The sequence below is a fragment of the Xanthomonas vasicola genome, assembly GCF_000772705.2.
Taxonomy (GTDB): Bacteria; Pseudomonadota; Gammaproteobacteria; order Xanthomonadales; family Xanthomonadaceae; genus Xanthomonas; species Xanthomonas vasicola.
This window is the reverse complement of sequence record NZ_JSBW02000039.1, coordinates 1-16,365: the sequence shown is the minus strand read 5'-3', so window position 1 is coordinate 16,365 and position 16,365 is coordinate 1. Positions and strand designations below refer to the sequence as shown.

The window sequence follows — 16,365 nt, the reverse complement described above, 5'->3', positions numbered from 1 at the left end:
GGTGCGCTCCTACCGGATGTGGAGGTGATCGGTTTGTGCAGCCGGCTTGCGCACCTGCCGATATGTGTGCACTCAGCGGCCGTGCTGCAGAAACCAGCTGGCTGCACCAATGACGCCGAGCTGGCCGTGCTCAACGATGCTCACCGGTACCTGTTCCAGCGCCGGGCGCAAGGCACCCTTGTCGAGCAGGCGTGCGACGAAATCGCTGTCGGCAATAAAGCTGGCGATCTGCGGCAGGAAGCCGCCAGCCAGATAGACGCCGCTGCGCACGCCATACAGCAACATCAGGTCGCCGACCACGCTGCCCATGAACCCGCAGAACGCCTGCAAGGCATCGTGCGCCAGTGCATCGTTGCCGGCCAATGCGGCAGCGGTGATCTCGACTGGGTTGGCATGCACCACCGTATCGCCGCGCAGTGCGGCCAGCGCGGTGTACAGATTCAATAGTCCCGGGCCAGACAGCAGCGTTTCGGTGCCCACGTGGGTACGCGTGCGCCGCAGTTCCTGCAGCAGTGCTATTTCCAGATCGCTGGCTGGCGCCAGTGCGGCATGGCCAGCCTCGGTCGGCAGCACCACCGGGTGCGCACCGTTGGGTATCCACAGCGCTGCGCCCAGGCCGGTCCCCGGACCAAGTACTAATGCCGGGCCCGCGGCACCTTGCGCGGGGCCGGACAACTGCATGACCTGGTTGCCGATCATGTAATTGGCCGCGTAGGCGACTGCTTCGAAATCGTTAACCAGATGCAAGGCCTGCATACCGAGCTGGCGGCGAATCTGCTCGGGCGCCAGCACCCAGGGCAGATTGGCGGTGATCACGCTGCCGTCTTCCAATGCATAGCCGGCGCTGGCGATCACGCCCCGGCGCACCGGTGCGCAGCCCACCTCCGCGAAGAACGCGGCCATGATGTCGGCAAGGCCCGGATACTCGGCGCAGCGATACTTGCGGTAGTCCAGCACGGTGACCGGCTTACCCGCGTCATTGCTTTCGCGCACCAGCGCCAGGCGCACGTGCGTCCCGCCCACATCTGCGGCAACGAAGGTTTCGGAGCGCGGAAAAGCCACCGCTTCCATTGGACTGCTTGCGCTCACGCATTCTCCTCATCAGTGGCGGCGGCTGGCGTTGTCGCCCATTGCCCGACGAACGGCAAACGGGTAGACAACGTTGTCAGCAATCGTCTCGTAACGCAACTGTGGCAACCGGGATTCGGCGCAAATACAGCGATGCGCATCATTTGCCAAAAATCCGCGCGCGCAATGGCGATTTCTGCATAAATTCGTCAAGTCCGGGTGCTGTCGTGGCGTTTACGATAGAACTAGCCGATGGCAGCAGTCGCGCCCGCAAGAACACTGCGCAGGCGCTGCGGCAAAAAAGCGACTTCTCCCTGAAAATGCTGCATTGCAGCGCAATCGCAGCCGCATCAGAGATCTGTTACGACGTGTTGACAACGCTGTCAGCGCTACGCGAGACTCGATTCAAATCGGGGTTCTGGCAGGAGGGGCCATGGACTGTTCGGTACTGAAGAACGGGCATTCCCTCGCCTGGCGTTCCGGATTCGCGAGTTGCGCGTCACCAGACGTTTCCACTCGCTGATGTGCGTTTAGCTCCACCGCTTCACCACACGGGGGACACCTCCTTTACCACGCGAATCGCATGCACCTGCTTCTAGAGAAGCGTGCCAGCGGAATCACCGCGATCGGTCAGGGCGTGTTGTTTTGCCGGCCACGCCGAGCGCGTTGCGTCCTACTGCAGGGCAGCGCGCCCACAGCACTAACCAATGAGGTTTAGCCATGCACAGCCGCACCACGACGTTAGCACTCTGTATCACCGCCGCTCTGTACTGCTCCGGCTCTGCAATGGCTGCCGGACAAGAACAACAAGCCCCGACCACCACGGCCTCGAGCACGACCGAGCTCGATACCATCACCGTCACGGGCTACCGCGCGTCGCTGGAGAAGAGCCAGGCGGTCAAGCGCTCGGCCAACTCCATCGTCGATGCGATCAGCGCCGAAGACATCGGCAAGTTCCCGGATACCAATGCGGCCGAATCGCTGGCGCATATTCCGGGCATCAGCGTCGACCGCCAGTTTGGCGAAGGCGAAAAGGTCAGCATCAACGGCACCGACCCGGCGTTGAACCGCGTGCTGCTGAACGGGCAGACCATCGCCTCGGGCGACTGGGGCGGCAACCCGACCGACACCAGCGGCCGTACCTTCAACTACACGCTGCTGTCGCCGGAAATCATCGGCCTGATGGAGGTCTACAAGACCCCCGAAGCGCGCATCGACGAAGGCTCGATCGGCGGCACCGTGATCGTACACACCCGCAAGCCGCTGGACCTACCCAAGAACACCATCCGCGGCTCGGTTGGCTACAACTACAACGACCGCTCCGAAGAAGGTAATCCGCGTGGTTCGGCGCTGTGGAGCTGGAAGAACGACGACGAAACCTTCGGTGCGTTGATCTCCGCTACGCACGACAAGCAGGACCTGGCGCGCGCCGGTATCGAATACTTCGGCTACACCACTGGCCGAAACGATAAAGGCGAGGGCATTCCGCCGACTGCCACCATCACCGGCGACGGCAGCGATGTGGCCACCGCGCGTGTGCCGGCAGGTATCAGCAGCGCCTTCTTCCAGCAGACCCGCGAGCGCAGCGGCCTGCAGGGTGCGTTGCAGTGGAAGCCCGACGAGCAGAACGAGTTCAACCTCACCGGCGTCTATATCAAGGGCAAGTACAACAACTTCAGCCAAGCGCGTTATGTGTGCCCGGGCTGCAACGACGATCTGGAAAAGGTGACCCGCGCCAATGTAGAGAACGGCGTGGTCACCTCGGCCACCGTGTCCGACAACACGCAAGGCGGCGTCAACGATCAGCCGTATGCGCAGATGGACACCAACTACCGCGAGAGCACCGTCACCACCAAGAGCCTGAACCTGCGTCACGACTGGTCTGGCGAAAAGTGGGTGTTCACCACCCAGGTTGGCGACACCCAGGCAACGGGCGGCAAGAACCCCGAATACCTGATGAAGTTCCTGATGGCCGATGGTGGCTATAACTACGCCTTCGACGGCTCGCACACCGCGGTGAACTACGATAACGGTGGTGCTTCCAACTGGACACTTCCGGGCAATACCGCAGGACTGCCTGCAGGTTCGACGGCGGACGGCGTGATGCAGGCGGGCGGCATCTATTACCAGAAGAGCAAGGACGAAGAAAAATACTTCCAGTGGGATGCGGCGCGTGACCTGACCTGGGGTCCGTTCAACAAGCTGCAGTTCGGCTACAAGTACATCAATCACGACAACGGCGTGGACGCGCGCGGCAACCGCATCAACACCACCGATCCGGTTTCGTTGACGCAGTTCAACCCCGGCAGCACGCGGAGCAGCCTGTACGACGGTCTGGGCGCCAGTGGCGATCTGACCACATGGCCGACTGCCGATCTTGGTGCTGTGCGTCGTTATCTGCTCTCGCAGCCGCAGGGGCCATACAGCATCGACCACGGCGCCTCGTTCGACGTGAAGGAAATCACCCAGAACGTCTACACGCAGTTGAACTTCGAGTCAGGCCAGTGGCGCGGTAACGTGGGTGTGCGCCTGCTCGATACGACCGACAAGTCCGAATATTGGCAAAGTGCCGACAATGGCGACAACTTCTCTCGCGTTGCGCAGACGCATGAGTACCGCAAGGCGTTGCCGAGCTTCAACATCGCCTACGACGTGACCGACGACGCTGTGCTGCGCTTCTCGGCCGCCAAGGTCCTGGCGCGTCCACGTTATGCCGATCTTGCCGGGTCGTTCACCGTCAACAGCGGCAACGGCAATCTGACTGCCAGCGGCGGTAATCCGGACCTGAAGCCTTACGAGTCCACCAACTACGACCTGGCGGCCGAGTGGTACTTCGCCCCATCGAGCATGTTGTCTGGCGAGGTGTTCTATCGGGATATCAGCTCCTACATCGTGAGCACGACGGTCGCTGAGTTCCGGCCGAGGGACGGGAGGAACGAGGAAGGCATATATCAGATCACGACCCCCACCAACGCGTCCGATGCCAAGGTCAAGGGCGCATCGATCAACTACCAGCAGACCTTCGGCCTGGGCTTCGGATTGCAGGCGAACTACACGTTTGCCAAATCCGATGCGAGCTCCGGCTTGAACCTGCCCTACCTGTCGCGCGACACCTACAACGTGATCCCGTATTGGGAACACGGCGACTGGACGGTGCGTGTGAACTACAGCTACCGCTCCAAGTACTTCACCCAGATCGGACGCCTGGGCTCGGAAGACTTTGCAGACAGCTACAAGCAGCTGGATCTGACCGCCTCGTATCAGATCACCGACTACATGGGCCTCACCTTCGGCGCCACCAACCTGCTGGATTCCACCTACCGCTTGTACAGCGGAACCAGGGACACCCCGACGGCGTTCTACAAGAACGGCCGCGGCTATCAGGCCCAGCTGAACTTCAAGTTCTGATGTAGTACCGGCGCGCCACCGACCCTCCACGGTGGCGCGCTTTTTTTGGGACCTGTCGCTGACCGCAGCGGCAGGTCGATGTCGCACCAAGGAGTGGTACTGGCCACGCCCCTTCGCCGCTGAGGGAGCATGGCCAGGTCCGCTTTGCCATCCACGCGCGGCCGCAGCATGACCAACGCGTTTCGCTTACAGGAGTGCAGTTCCCATGACGACCGATAGCCGCCCGCTCGCGGCTCCATCCCGCCGCCACGCCGGAGCTGCACCCAGGAGTGGAACGCTTGCGTTCGCTCTACTGCTCGCGCTGCCCGCGCTGCAGGTCAATGCAGCGCAATCGCCCACCGCTCCGACCGCCACCACGCTCAGCCCCGAAGTCATCGACCAGCAGTGGCTCGATGCCACCGCCGCTTATGCACCCGAGCGCCAGCGTCTGGTGCGCGAAGCCGAAGCCGGCGCACGCACCGGTCCGTTCCGTCCCGATTGGGCGGCACTGAAGGCGTATCAGTCGCCGGCGTGGTACGACAACGCCAAGTTCGGCATCTTCATCCATTGGGGCGTGTTCTCGGTGCCAGCGTTCGGCAGCGAGTGGTATTCGCGCAACATGTACCTGGAAGGTTCCAAGGAATTCGCCCACCACGTGGCAACCTATGGGCCGCAGGCGAGCTTCGGCTACAAGGATCTGATTCCCAAGTTCACCGCGCCCAAGTTCGACCCGAATGGCTGGGCCAAACTGTTCCGCGAATCCGGCGCGCGCTATGTGGTGCCTGTGGCCGAGCACCACGACGGCTTCGCGCTGTACGACTCCAAGTTGTCCGACTGGACCGCGATGAAGATGGGGCCCAAGCGCGACCTGTTGGGCGAGTTGTCCAAGGCGATTCGCGCGCAGGGATTGCACTTCGGGTTGTCGTCGCACCGCGCCGAACACAACTGGTTCTTCGACGGCGGGCGCAAGTTCGATTCGGACGTCAACGACCCGCGTTACGCAGCGCTATATGGCCCGGCGCAAGTGCGTTTGCCGGGCAAGGACGATGCCGATGTGGCCAACGACTGGACGCCGGTATCGCAGGCTTGGCTGGACGATTGGTTGGCGCGCACCACCGAGTTGATCGACACATATCAACCGGACCTGATCTATTTCGACTGGTGGATTGCACACCCCACTTTTCGTCGCAGCCTGCCGACGATGCTGGCGTATTACTACAACCAGGGCGCGGCGCGTACCGACGCCGACCGCGGCGTGGTGGTGAACTACAAGCTCGGCGCATTTCCCGAAGGCGCCGGCACGCTGGATATCGAGCGCGGCCAGCTCACCGGCATCCATCCCACGCATTGGCAGACCGACACCTCGGTAAGCAACGCCTCGTGGGGTTACATCGAAAACGACACCTACAAATCGCCCACGTTCATCATCCACATGCTGGTCGACGTGGTGGCCAAGAATGGCAACCTGATGCTCAACATCGGCCCGCGTGCGGATGGCTCGATCCCGGACACCGAGCGCGGCATCCTGCTGGCGATCGGCAAGTGGCTTAAGACCAACGGCGGCGCGATTTACGACAGTAAGCCGTGGCGCGTGTATGGCGAAGGCCCCACCGAAGTGGTGGGCGGCACCTTCCAGGACATCAAGACCAAGCCGTACACAGCCGAGGATTTTCGCTTCACCACGCGCGATGGCGCGCTGTATGCGATCGAACTCGGTTGGCCAAGTCATGGCGAAGCGGTGATCCGCTCGCTCAACGCCGCCGATGGCGTGCGCGCGGTGACCTTGCTGGCCAACGGCAAGAAGATCCCGTTCGAGCAACGCGCCGATGGCCTGCATCTGCGACTGCCGGTCAAGCCGGTTGGCGAGAGCGCCTATGTGTTCCGCATCGACCTTTCTTCTCCCACTCCCTGACGGATGTTGTCTTTCATGAGTAAGCGATTGACCTGGATGTTGCTTGCGCTGGCATTTGCCTGCGCCCCGGCCCTGGCCCTGGCCAAAAATCCCACTGCGTTGTTCTATCTGATGAACACGCAGAAATCGACCAACGCGTTCATCGCCAACGTCGACAAGATCGATGTGGTGGTGCCCACCTGGTACGGCGTGGACCAGAACGGCCTGGTCAATGGCACCCCCAACATGTATCTGTACGACATCGCCAAGCAGCACAAGCTGCGGGTGATGCCGATCCTGTCGATGACAACCGGTCGCGAAGGATTCCACAAGCTGATGCATGACGAAGCTGCCAAGAAGCGCATGATCGAATCGCTGCTGATTCACGGCAAGCAGCACAAGTACTACGGCTTCCAGTTCGATTTCGAAAACATTGCCTGGACCGACCGCGACGCTTACACGCTGATGGTCAAGCAGACCGCAGACGCGTTGCATAAAGCCGGTTTCAAGATGTCGGTCGCCGTGGTGCCTAATGCACCGGGCTATGCCGAAGGCGGTCAGTTCTCCAAGTGGATGTGGGAATACTGGCGCGGCGCGTATGACCTGAAGGCCCTGGGCCAGGCGGTGGATCTGGTCAGCCTGATGACCTACGACCAGCACACCCGCTGGACCACGCCCGGCCCGGTCGATGGCATGGTGTGGATGAAGAAGCATCTGGATTACGCCATCACCCAGGTACCGAAAGAAAAACTGTCGCTGGGCATCGCCACCTACGGCTATCGCTGGTATACCGGCAACCCGGTGAAGGAAGACGGCACCGAGGCGTCGAATATTACCGCGACGTATATCGATGCAGACGAGTCGTTCCCGCTGGCGCAGGAACAGAACGCCACCGTGCAGTGGGATCCGGTCGAGCAGGAATCGTGGTTCTACTTCTATCGCGACGACATGCGCGAGTGGGTGTTCCGCCCGGACGCACGCAGCTTCAAGGCGCGTTACGAACTGACCAAGCAGTACGGCCTGGAAGGTTTCAGCTGCTGGGTGCTGGGCGCCGAAGACCCGAAGGTATGGGACGAGCTGCCGACTGCGCAGCGCTAAGCGCAGCCAGCGAGACGGCTGCGCACCCGTTAGGCGGGCGCGGCCGGTGCTCGGAATCGGTGTGCACCTCTCGTACATTCCGGTTCTAAGCACGTCGTCCACGCCCAGCTGACAACTGCGCGCGAGGTTTTGGTCGCCGCTCCAAGCAAGATGACGTACCACTGCACACACGCATGGGTGCGGACAGTGGTGAAATCGGACTGCAGGTACTGCACCCGGCTCCTGCGCTATCCGCGCCCGTGTTGCGGTGACCGATGACGTCGTGTTGGTCGCTCTACAACGTAGCCGCTACGCTGCGCACCGGGACGAAGCGTGCGCCCGTCCCTGCGTCTTCCGACACGGCTTTGCTACTGTGCGTGGCTGCCGTGTACCGCTGCCACTTCGGGATGTGATTGCATGATGTCGACCTCCGCACCCACCGCACGCCTGACACCCGTCGCGCCACTGTCCTCGCGCCTGCTTACGCTCGTGTTCGCAGCAGCGTCGCTGGCCGGCTGTGGTCAACGTGCACCAGGCACTGCTTTGGCCGTTGCCACGGCGAGCGCACCTGCCGCTGCAACAGCAAACACCGCGAGTCCACCGTTGCCGCTGATTCCTGAAGCCGCCGAAGTCAAACGCGGCAGCGGCAGCTTCACTGTGGGCACCGGTACGGTGATCTCGATCGTGCCCGGCGATGCCGATGCACGCCGCAGTGCCGAACATCTGGCCGACCTGCTGCAGCGCACCCGCGGGCTGCGATTGGAAGTGCGCGCCGAAACCAGCGCATCCCCGGGCAGCATCCGCCTGGAGCGCAGCGCGCAGGCGCCGGTGGCGCACAAGGAAGGCTACAGCCTGGATGTCGATGCCAAGGGCGTGCGCATTGCCGCGCGCGATGGTGCCGGTTTGTTGTACGGCGCGATCAGCGCCTGGCAATTGATGACACCGGATGCGCGCAAGGGCGAGGTCCAGCTGCCGTCGGTGGCGATCCGCGACTGGCCGCGTTTCAGTTGGCGCGGTCAGCATCTGGATGTGGCCCGCCATTTTCATGATGTGCCCACGGTCAAACATGTGCTCGACACGATGGCGCTGCACAAGCTCAACGTGCTTCATTGGCATCTCACCGACGACCAGGGCTGGCGTATCGAGATCAAGCGCTATCCCAAGCTCACCGAGGTAGGCGCATGGCGCACACCGCCCGGCGCCGGCCAGCACGGCACGCCGCAGCGGTATGGCGGCTTCTACACCCAGGAACAGATCAGCGAGATCGTCGCCTATGCAGCGCGCCTGCATATCACCGTGCTGCCCGAACTGGACATGCCCGGGCATGCGCAGGCAGCCGTTGCCGCCTATCCGGAAGAAGTGGGCGTGCCAGGCGCTCGCACGCAAGTAGGCGTTGACTGGGGCGTCAACCCGTATCTGTTCAACACCAGCGAACGCAGCCTGAGCTTCATCACCAATGTGCTGGATGAAGTGCTGACCTTGTTCCCGTCGACCTACATCCACATCGGTGGCGATGAGGCGGTCAAGGATCAATGGGAAGCCTCGCCGGCGGTGCGCGCACAGATGCGCAAGCTCGGGATCAAGGACGCGCATGCGATGCAAGGCTGGTTCAACGAACAGCTGGCGGCCTACCTCACCCAACACGGCCGGCGCATGATCGGCTGGGATGAAATTCTGGAAGGCGGCGTACCGGCGAGTGCGTCGGTGATGTCGTGGCGTGGCGTCGAAGGTGCGGTGACCGCTGCCAAGCAAGGCCACGACGTGGTGCTGGCGCCGGGCGACTGGCTGTATCTGGACAATCTGCAGACCACGCGCAGTGACGAACCGAACGGTCGCCTGACGGTGTTGCCGCTGTCCAAGGTCTACGCATTCGACCCGGTGCCGGCCGAGCTCAGTGCCGACCAGGCCAAGCACGTGCTGGGCGCACAAGGCGCGTTGTGGTCCGAATACATCCCGTCACGCTGGCATGTGGATCACGCGCTGTTCCCGCGGCTGTCTGCGGTGGCAGAAGTGACCTGGTCGGCACCGGCAGTACGCAACTGGAACAGTTTTTTGGCACGCATGCCGGCACAGCTGCAGCGCTACAAGGCGCTGGGCATCGACTACAGCGACGGCGCATTTGCCGCCGATATCGCTCTGGAAAGCGGCCCCAACCCGGTGCTCGCCGGCGGCCCGGCCAAGGTGGTGCTAAGCACGCAAGCCGGCGCTGGCACCCTGCACTACACCATCGACGGTAGCGAGCCCACGCCGGCATCGCCGCGCTACAACGCGCCGTTTACGATTCAATTGCCGACCACGGTCAAGGCCACTGCGTTCGATGACAACGGCACGCCGCTGGCGGCCACACGCGGCCGCACCTTCGATCGCGCCGGCTTGCTGCGCGTGGACACGCAAGGCTTGCAGCACTGCGTGGAAACCGGCGCGCTCGGCTTGCGTCTGCCGCTGTTGCCGGAGATGACCGGCGCCGACACGCCGGTGTACAACGTGGACCTGTTCCATGCCTGCCGCATGTATCCGCAGGCGCGCCTGGACGGCATCGGCGCCATCCGCATCGAAGCCGCACGCCTGCCCAACAACTTCGGTCTGGCGCACGAGCAATCCAAGGTCGCGCAGTACCCGGCCAAAACCCGTGGCGGTGAGCTGGACGTGCGTCAGGGCTGCGATGGCGAGGTGATCGCCAGCGTGCAGCTGCCGCGCAGCGACACCCTGGGCGAGCAATTCACCCTGGAAACCGCACTGCCTGCACGCACCGGCATCCACGATCTCTGCTTACGCTTCACCGCGCCGATCCGCGGGCCCTTGTATGCAATCGGCGCCGTGCAATTGATTGAAACCACCGCGCAGGCGCCCCCCGCCGCCACGCGCTGAGCCATCCTAGGAGAGTGACGCATGCCCCTGTCCCGTCATCGTTTTGTTCCCGCCCCCGCCCATCTCGGGCTTGCCCTGGCCTTTGCCATCTCGCAGGCCTGGGCCGCGCCGCCTTCGGCCGTGACGCTGGACACCGGCTGGCAGGTTCGGCTGGTGCCGGGCCAGGAGCAGGGCAAGACGTATCCGAAAGCAGCGACGTGGTTGCCGGCGCAGGTGCCAGGTGCGGTGCAGACCGATCTGATCGCCGCCAAGATCGTGCCTGACCCGTTCTATCGCGATAACGAAGGCAAGATCCAGTGGGCCGGCCTGAGCGATTGGCAGTACCAGACCCACTTCAACGTGGATGCGGCCACGCTCAAGCGCGAACATGTGCAACTGGTGTTCGACGGTCTGGACACGTTTGCCGAGGTCACCCTCAACGGCAAAAAACTGCTCAGCGCCGACAACATGTTCCGGCAGTGGCGCGTGGATGCGAAGTCCTTGCTCAAACGCGGCGACAACGTGCTGGAGGTCACGCTGTACTCGCCGATCAAGAAGATCCAGCCGTGGCTGGCCAAGCAGCCGTACGCATTGCCCGGCGCTTATGATTCGGCCTTCGGCGACGAACCCGAGGCACGCCACAGCTCTACCTATGTGCGCAAGGCGCCGTACAACTTCGGCTGGGACTGGGGCCCGCGCATGGTCAACGCCGGCATCTGGAAGGATGTACGCGTGGAAGCGTGGGACGCCGTGCGTGTGGACGGGCTGCATATTGCCCAGCAGCGCGTGGATGTCGAAAGCGCGCAATTGCAGGCGCAGTTGGAACTGCAGGCCGGCCGCAGCGGCCCGGTGCAGGTGACGCTGGATGTGCTGAGCCCGGATGGGCAGAAGGTGGGCCAGTTCACTCAGAATGCGGTAGTCGACCCCGGCCAGAACCGCATCGATCTGGCCGTGCGCATCGCCAAGCCCAAGCGCTGGTTTCCGGCCGGTTATGGCGCGCAAGACCGCTACACCTTCGTAGCCAGCGTGCGCGACGCCGATGGCGACAGCCAGCAGATCAAGCGTGTCACCGGCCTGCGTTCGGTGGAGCTGCGCCGCGAAAAAGATAAGTTCGGCAAGAGCATGGAGATCGTGGTCAACGGCATCCCGATCTTCGCCAAGGGCGCCAATCTCATTCCGCTGGATGCCTTCCCCGCGCGCGTGACGCACGAGCGCATGCGCAGCACCTTGCAAGACGCGCGCGATGCCAACATGAACATGCTGCGCATGTGGGGCGGCGGGCATTACCAGGACGACTACTTCTACGACGTGGCCGACGAGCTGGGCATCATGATCTGGCAGGACTTCATGTTCGGTGGCGCGGTGCCGCCGTATGACGTGGAGTTCCGCGAGAACACGCGGCAGGAGGCGATCGAACAGGTCAAGCGACTGCGCGACCACCCCAGCATTGTGCTGTGGTGCGGCAACAACGAAGTGCAGACCGGCTGGGAAAACTGGGGCGACCGGGTCAAGTTCAAGCAGTCGGTGGACCCGGAAGAACGCGCCCGCATCGAGCGCGGCATGACCACCTTGTTCGGCACCGTGTTCCGCGAAGTGGTGGCCACCTACGATAGCGACGTGCCGTACTGGGCCACCTCGCCGGGCACCGATTTCGACGGCGCCGCTGACCAGGCCAATGATGGCGATATGCATTACTGGAAGGTCTGGGGCGGCCCTGCCCTGCCGGTCACCGAATATCTCAACGTCACCCCGCGCTTCATGTCCGAATACGGGCTGCAGTCGTTCCCGGACATGCGCACCGTGCGCGCGTTCGCCGAGCCCGGCGACATGGATCCGGAATCGCCGGTGATGCGCGTGCATCAGAAGTTCGACAAGGGCAACGGCAACAAGCGGCTGATGCTGTACATCCGCCGCCAATTCGGTGAGCCCAAGGATTTTGAAAGCTTCGTCTACCTGAGCCAGCTGATGCAGGCTGAAGGGATCAACATCGCGGCTTCGCATCTGCGTGCCTCGCGTCCGCAATCGATGGGCTCGCTGTACTGGCAGCTCAACGATGTGTGGCCGGGTGCGTCGTGGTCCAGCGTGGACTACTACGGCCGCTGGAAGGCACTGCATTACCACGCACGCCGCTTCTATGCGCCGGAAATGGTCGCCGCGTTACGCAACGACAAGGGGCAAACCGAAGTGTCGCTGGTGTCCGACCGAACCACCCCACTGGCCGCACGCTGGCGCATGCGGGTGATGGACATGGATGGCAAGGTGCTCAGCAAGCGCGAAGAAAAAGCCAGCGTCAAAGCATTGAGCAGCCTGCAGGTGGGCAACTTCAGCGACAGGCAATTGCTGGGCAGCGCCGACCCAAAGCGCACCTATGCGGTGTTCGAGCTGCTCGACGGCAACACACTGCTGTCGCGTGAAGTGGTGTTCTTCGCGCCGGCCAAGCAACTTGCCTTGCCGGCCGCGAAGATCGACAGCAAGTGGCGCGCCGATGGCGATGGCTACGCGCTCACCCTGACCAGCAACACGCTGGCGCGCGAGGTGTGGCTATCGTTCGGCGAGGTGGATGCCACGCTGTCGGACAACGCCTTCGATCTGCTACCGGGCGAGCCGCTGACCGTGCACGTGAGCAGCAAGGCGGCGCTGGCGCAGTTGCAATCCACGCTGCAGGTGCGCGATCTGGCTGCCACGCTGGCTGGCGCACCGCCGGAGCCGGCCGAAGCAAAGTAAAACCGCCGGCAACAGGTCTCAGAAGATGACACAGCACGCACGTAAGCATGCTGCGTCATCCGCGAACACCGCATGTAGCGCTGACGGCTTCATGCAATGCGTCGCACACAAACCAGTCAGCGATTCGTAATGACCACTGCCTGCAGCATCCCTGCGGGCGACCCAAGCGCAACGCGTAACGGCCATGGCCGCCGCGCAGGAGTACACCGATGTCGTTGTCCGTCTTTCCGTGCCGTCTTGCCGCTGCACTCAGTGTGGGCCTGGCCCTGCCGCTCATCGCTGCACCGGCAGTGGCCGCAAGAAACACCGATGCAACGCCCGAACAACGTGCCGCTGCCCTGGTGGCGCACATGAGCCGCGAGGAAAAAGTGGCGCAGGCCATGAACGATGCGCCGGCAATTCCGCGCCTGGGCATCCCCGCCTACGAGTGGTGGAGCGAAGGCCTGCACGGCATCGCCCGCAACGGTCACGCCACGGTGTTTCCGCAGGCCATTGGCCTGGCGGCGAGCTGGAATACCAACCTGATGCAGCAAGTGGGCACGGTGGTCTCTACCGAAGCGCGCGCCAAGTTCAACCAGGCCGGCGGTCCGGGCAAGGACCACAAGCGCTACGCCGGTCTCACCATCTGGTCGCCCAACATCAACATCTTCCGCGACCCGCGTTGGGGCCGTGGCATGGAAACCTACGGCGAAGATCCGTTCCTCACCGGACAGATGGCAGTGGGGTTTATCCGCGGCCTGCAGGGCGAGGATCTCAACCATCCACGCACGATCGCCACGCCCAAGCACCTCGCCGTGCACAGCGGCCCCGAGCCGGGCCGGCATGGCTTCGATGTCGATGTGTCGCCGCACGATGTGGAAGCGACCTATACGCCGGCGTTCCGCGCCGCGCTGGTCCAGGGCCAGGCCGGCTCGGTGATGTGTGCGTACAACTCGCTGCACGGCACGCCGGCGTGCGCCGCCGACTGGTTGCTCAACGGCCGCGTGCGTGGCGACTGGGGCTTCAAGGGCTTTGTGGTGTCCGACTGCGATGCAGTGGACGACATAACCCAGTTCCATTATTTCCGCCCGGACAACGCCGGCTCGTCCGCTGCCGCGCTGAAGGCCGGGCACGATCTCAACTGCGGGCATGCCTATCGCGAACTCGGCACGGCGATCGCGCGCGGCGAAGTGGACGAAGCCTTGCTCGACCAATCGCTGGTGCGCCTGTTTGCCGCCCGCTATCGCCTGGGCGAGCTGGAAGCGCCACGCAAGGATCCGTACGCGCGCCTTGGCGCGAAGGACGTGGACAACGCGGCGCACCGTGCGCTGGCCTTGCAGGCGGCTGCAGAGTCGATCGTGCTGCTGAAGAACGATGCCAACACGTTGCCGCTCAACGCCGGCACGCGGCTGGCGGTGATCGGCCCGAATGCGGACGCACTGGCGGCGTTGGAGGCCAATTACCAGGGCACCTCGTCCGCGCCGGTGACGCCGTTGCTGGGCCTGCGTCAGCGCTTCGGTGCGCAGCAGGTGCGCTACGCACAAGGCGCACCGTTGGCTGCCGGCGTGCCCGGCATGATCCCGGAAACGGCATTGCGCGGCGATGGCAAGCCGGGCTTGCGTGGCGAGTATTTCGACAACGTCGATATGCGCGGTGCTGCGCGCATGGTGCGGCAGGATCGCACGGTGAGCTTCAACTGGGATCAGGTCGCCCCGGCAAAGGGCATACCGGCCGACCGTTATGCGGTGCGCTGGAGCGGCGAACTGCTGCCACCCAGCGCTGGCGATTACACCCTGGCGGTGCGCGTGGCGCGTTGCTTCGATTGCAGCGGGCACGATCCGGTGCGGCTGTATATCGACGACAAGCTGGTGGTTGCCGGGAACGCCGAAGACAAGCACGTGCCGGCCGGCATGCACAACGCCGACGGCCGCAGCGTGGAAACTGTGCTGCATTTTGACGATACCCGCCCGCGCAAGATTCGCCTGGAAATGGAACACCGCGGCCAGGACCAGGGCGTGCGTCTGGAATGGCTGGCGCCTGCGGCAGCGCAATTAGCCGAAGCCGAGCAGGCTGTGGCGCAATCCGATGCAGTGGTTGCCTTCGTCGGGTTGTCGCCAGATGTGGAAGGCGAGGAGTTGCGGATCGATGTGCCTGGCTTCGACGGCGGCGACCGCAACGACATCGCCCTGCCCGCCCCGCAGCAAGCACTGCTCGAACGGGCAAAGGCCTCGGGCAAGCCGCTGGTGGTGGTGCTGATGAGCGGCAGCGCGGTGGCCCTGAACTGGGCCAAGACGCATGCCGATGCGATCGTGGCCGCGTGGTACCCGGGCCAGTCCGGCGGCACCGCGATCGCGCGCATGCTGGCCGGCGATGACAACCCCGGCGGTCGCCTGCCGGTGACGTTCTATCGCTCCACCAAGGATTTGCCCGCCTACGTCAGTTACGACATGAAGGGCCGCACCTACCGCTATTTCAAGGGCGAGCCGTTGTTTCCGTTCGGCTATGGCCTGAGCTACACCCGCTTTGCCTACGACGCACCGCAGCTGTCCACCACCGCGCTGCAAGCCGGCAATCCACTGCAGGTGACCACTACCGTGCGCAACACCGGCACGCGTGCCGGCGACGAAGTGGCGCAGGTGTATCTGCAATATCCGGACCGCCCGCAGTCGCCGTTGCGCAGCCTGGTCGGTTTTCAGCGCGTGCATCTTGCAGCGGGCGAGCAACGCACGCTGACCTTCAATCTGGATGCACGCGCGTTGAGCGACGTGGATCGCAGCGGGCAGCGCGCGGTAGAAGCCGGCAACTACACGTTGTTCGTCGGCGGCGGGCAGCCGGGTACCGGCGCCGCTGGCAGTGCAGCGCCGTTTTCGATCCAGGGGCGCTCGCCGTTGCCCAAGTGATGCCTGTGACTGCGTGACACCCAACAGGCGTCGGCTGTCTCAGTCGGCGCCTGTTGCATGATGGGCGGGTCTGATGGTGAACCGCGCAGGTGCGCACGGCGTACAGCGGCTGGAACATCGCGCGCCAACGAGTGTGGCTGTCCTCACGCACTCAAGACGTGATCTTCAGGATGTGGTATTTCGGGCGATTGCTGCAACTTCACTTCTTGCACGATCCGTCCATGCTCCATCACCAGGATGCGGTCGGCGCTGGCAATGGTTTCAGGGCGGTGCGCCACGATCACCTTGGTCAGTTGCAAGTGCTTCACCGCCTCGTTGACCAGGCGTTCGCGGGTGACATCCAGATGGCTGGTGGCTTCGTCTAGGGAAACTCTGAACAACTCCCCTTGATCCTGCGACAATCACACAGACGCAACGGACAACGACGATGCAACTGACCTTCGGCGATGCGGAGTACAACGGCAAGCGCAAGCGGACGCGGCGTGAGGTGTT

The 16,365-nt window shown here is 63.6% G+C and carries 7 protein-coding genes, 1 other RNA gene and 1 pseudogene; 7 read left to right on the top strand and 2 right to left on the bottom strand.

Annotation, left to right across the window (positions count from 1 at the left end; all coding sequences use genetic code 11):
- Positions 1-72 precede the first annotated feature (72 nt).
- Positions 73-1,071: a glucokinase family protein gene (locus NX05_RS09510; protein WP_172645737.1), complete on the bottom strand. Its 999-nt coding sequence runs from the start codon at positions 1,069-1,071 to the stop codon at positions 73-75.
- 717 nt (positions 1,072-1,788) lie between these two features.
- Here NX05_RS09510 and NX05_RS09505 point away from each other — a divergent pair.
- From NX05_RS09505 to NX05_RS09480, 7 genes are all read left to right on the top strand, one after another.
- On the top strand, positions 1,789-4,476 hold the full coding sequence (locus NX05_RS09505) for a TonB-dependent receptor (RefSeq protein WP_039433175.1): 2,688 nt from the start codon (positions 1,789-1,791) through the stop codon (positions 4,474-4,476).
- A 205-nt stretch (positions 4,477-4,681) separates the two neighbouring features.
- Positions 4,682-6,367, top strand: a complete 1,686-nt coding sequence (locus NX05_RS09500; RefSeq protein ID WP_039433173.1) for an alpha-L-fucosidase — start codon at positions 4,682-4,684, stop codon at positions 6,365-6,367.
- A gap of 3 nt (positions 6,368-6,370) precedes the next feature.
- Positions 6,371-7,444, top strand: a complete 1,074-nt coding sequence (locus NX05_RS09495) for a glycosyl hydrolase family 18 protein (RefSeq protein WP_017119485.1) — start codon at positions 6,371-6,373, stop codon at positions 7,442-7,444.
- 61 nt (positions 7,445-7,505) lie between these two features.
- A non-coding RNA gene (locus NX05_RS22250) (sX9 sRNA) lies at positions 7,506-7,582 on the top strand.
- 258 nt (positions 7,583-7,840) lie between these two features.
- Complete coding sequence (locus NX05_RS09490; protein WP_039433168.1) at positions 7,841-10,291, top strand: family 20 glycosylhydrolase; 2,451 nt, start codon at positions 7,841-7,843, stop codon at positions 10,289-10,291.
- A 21-nt stretch (positions 10,292-10,312) separates the two neighbouring features.
- Positions 10,313-12,994, top strand: coding sequence for a beta-mannosidase (locus NX05_RS24190; protein WP_039433166.1), 2,682 nt, complete (start codon positions 10,313-10,315; stop codon positions 12,992-12,994).
- Between the two features lie 209 nt (positions 12,995-13,203).
- Complete coding sequence (locus tag NX05_RS09480; RefSeq protein WP_039433164.1) at positions 13,204-15,873, top strand: glycoside hydrolase family 3 protein; 2,670 nt, start codon at positions 13,204-13,206, stop codon at positions 15,871-15,873.
- A gap of 143 nt (positions 15,874-16,016) precedes the next feature.
- On the opposite strand, the pseudogene NX05_RS09475 reads toward NX05_RS09480, so the two are convergent.
- Positions 16,017-16,238 (bottom strand): annotated as a pseudogene (locus NX05_RS09475) (peptidase domain-containing ABC transporter); the annotation flags it as partial.
- Positions 16,239-16,365: the final 127 nt, after the last annotated feature.

Excerpts from the sequence above, each read along its gene's own strand:
- NX05_RS09510 (WP_172645737.1), bottom strand. The coding sequence starts at position 1,071 with ATGGAAGCGGTGGCTTTTCCGCGCTCCGAAACCTTCGTTGCCGCAGAT.
- NX05_RS09505 (WP_039433175.1), top strand. The coding sequence starts at position 1,789 with ATGCACAGCCGCACCACGACGTTAGCACTCTGTATCACCGCCGCTCTG.
- NX05_RS09500 (WP_039433173.1), top strand. The coding sequence starts at position 4,682 with ATGACGACCGATAGCCGCCCGCTCGCGGCTCCATCCCGCCGCCACGCC.
- NX05_RS09495 (WP_017119485.1), top strand. The coding sequence starts at position 6,371 with ATGTTGTCTTTCATGAGTAAGCGATTGACCTGGATGTTGCTTGCGCTG.
- NX05_RS09490 (WP_039433168.1), top strand. The coding sequence starts at position 7,841 with ATGATGTCGACCTCCGCACCCACCGCACGCCTGACACCCGTCGCGCCA.
- NX05_RS24190 (WP_039433166.1), top strand. The coding sequence starts at position 10,313 with ATGCCCCTGTCCCGTCATCGTTTTGTTCCCGCCCCCGCCCATCTCGGG.
- NX05_RS09480 (WP_039433164.1), top strand. The coding sequence starts at position 13,204 with ATGTCGTTGTCCGTCTTTCCGTGCCGTCTTGCCGCTGCACTCAGTGTG.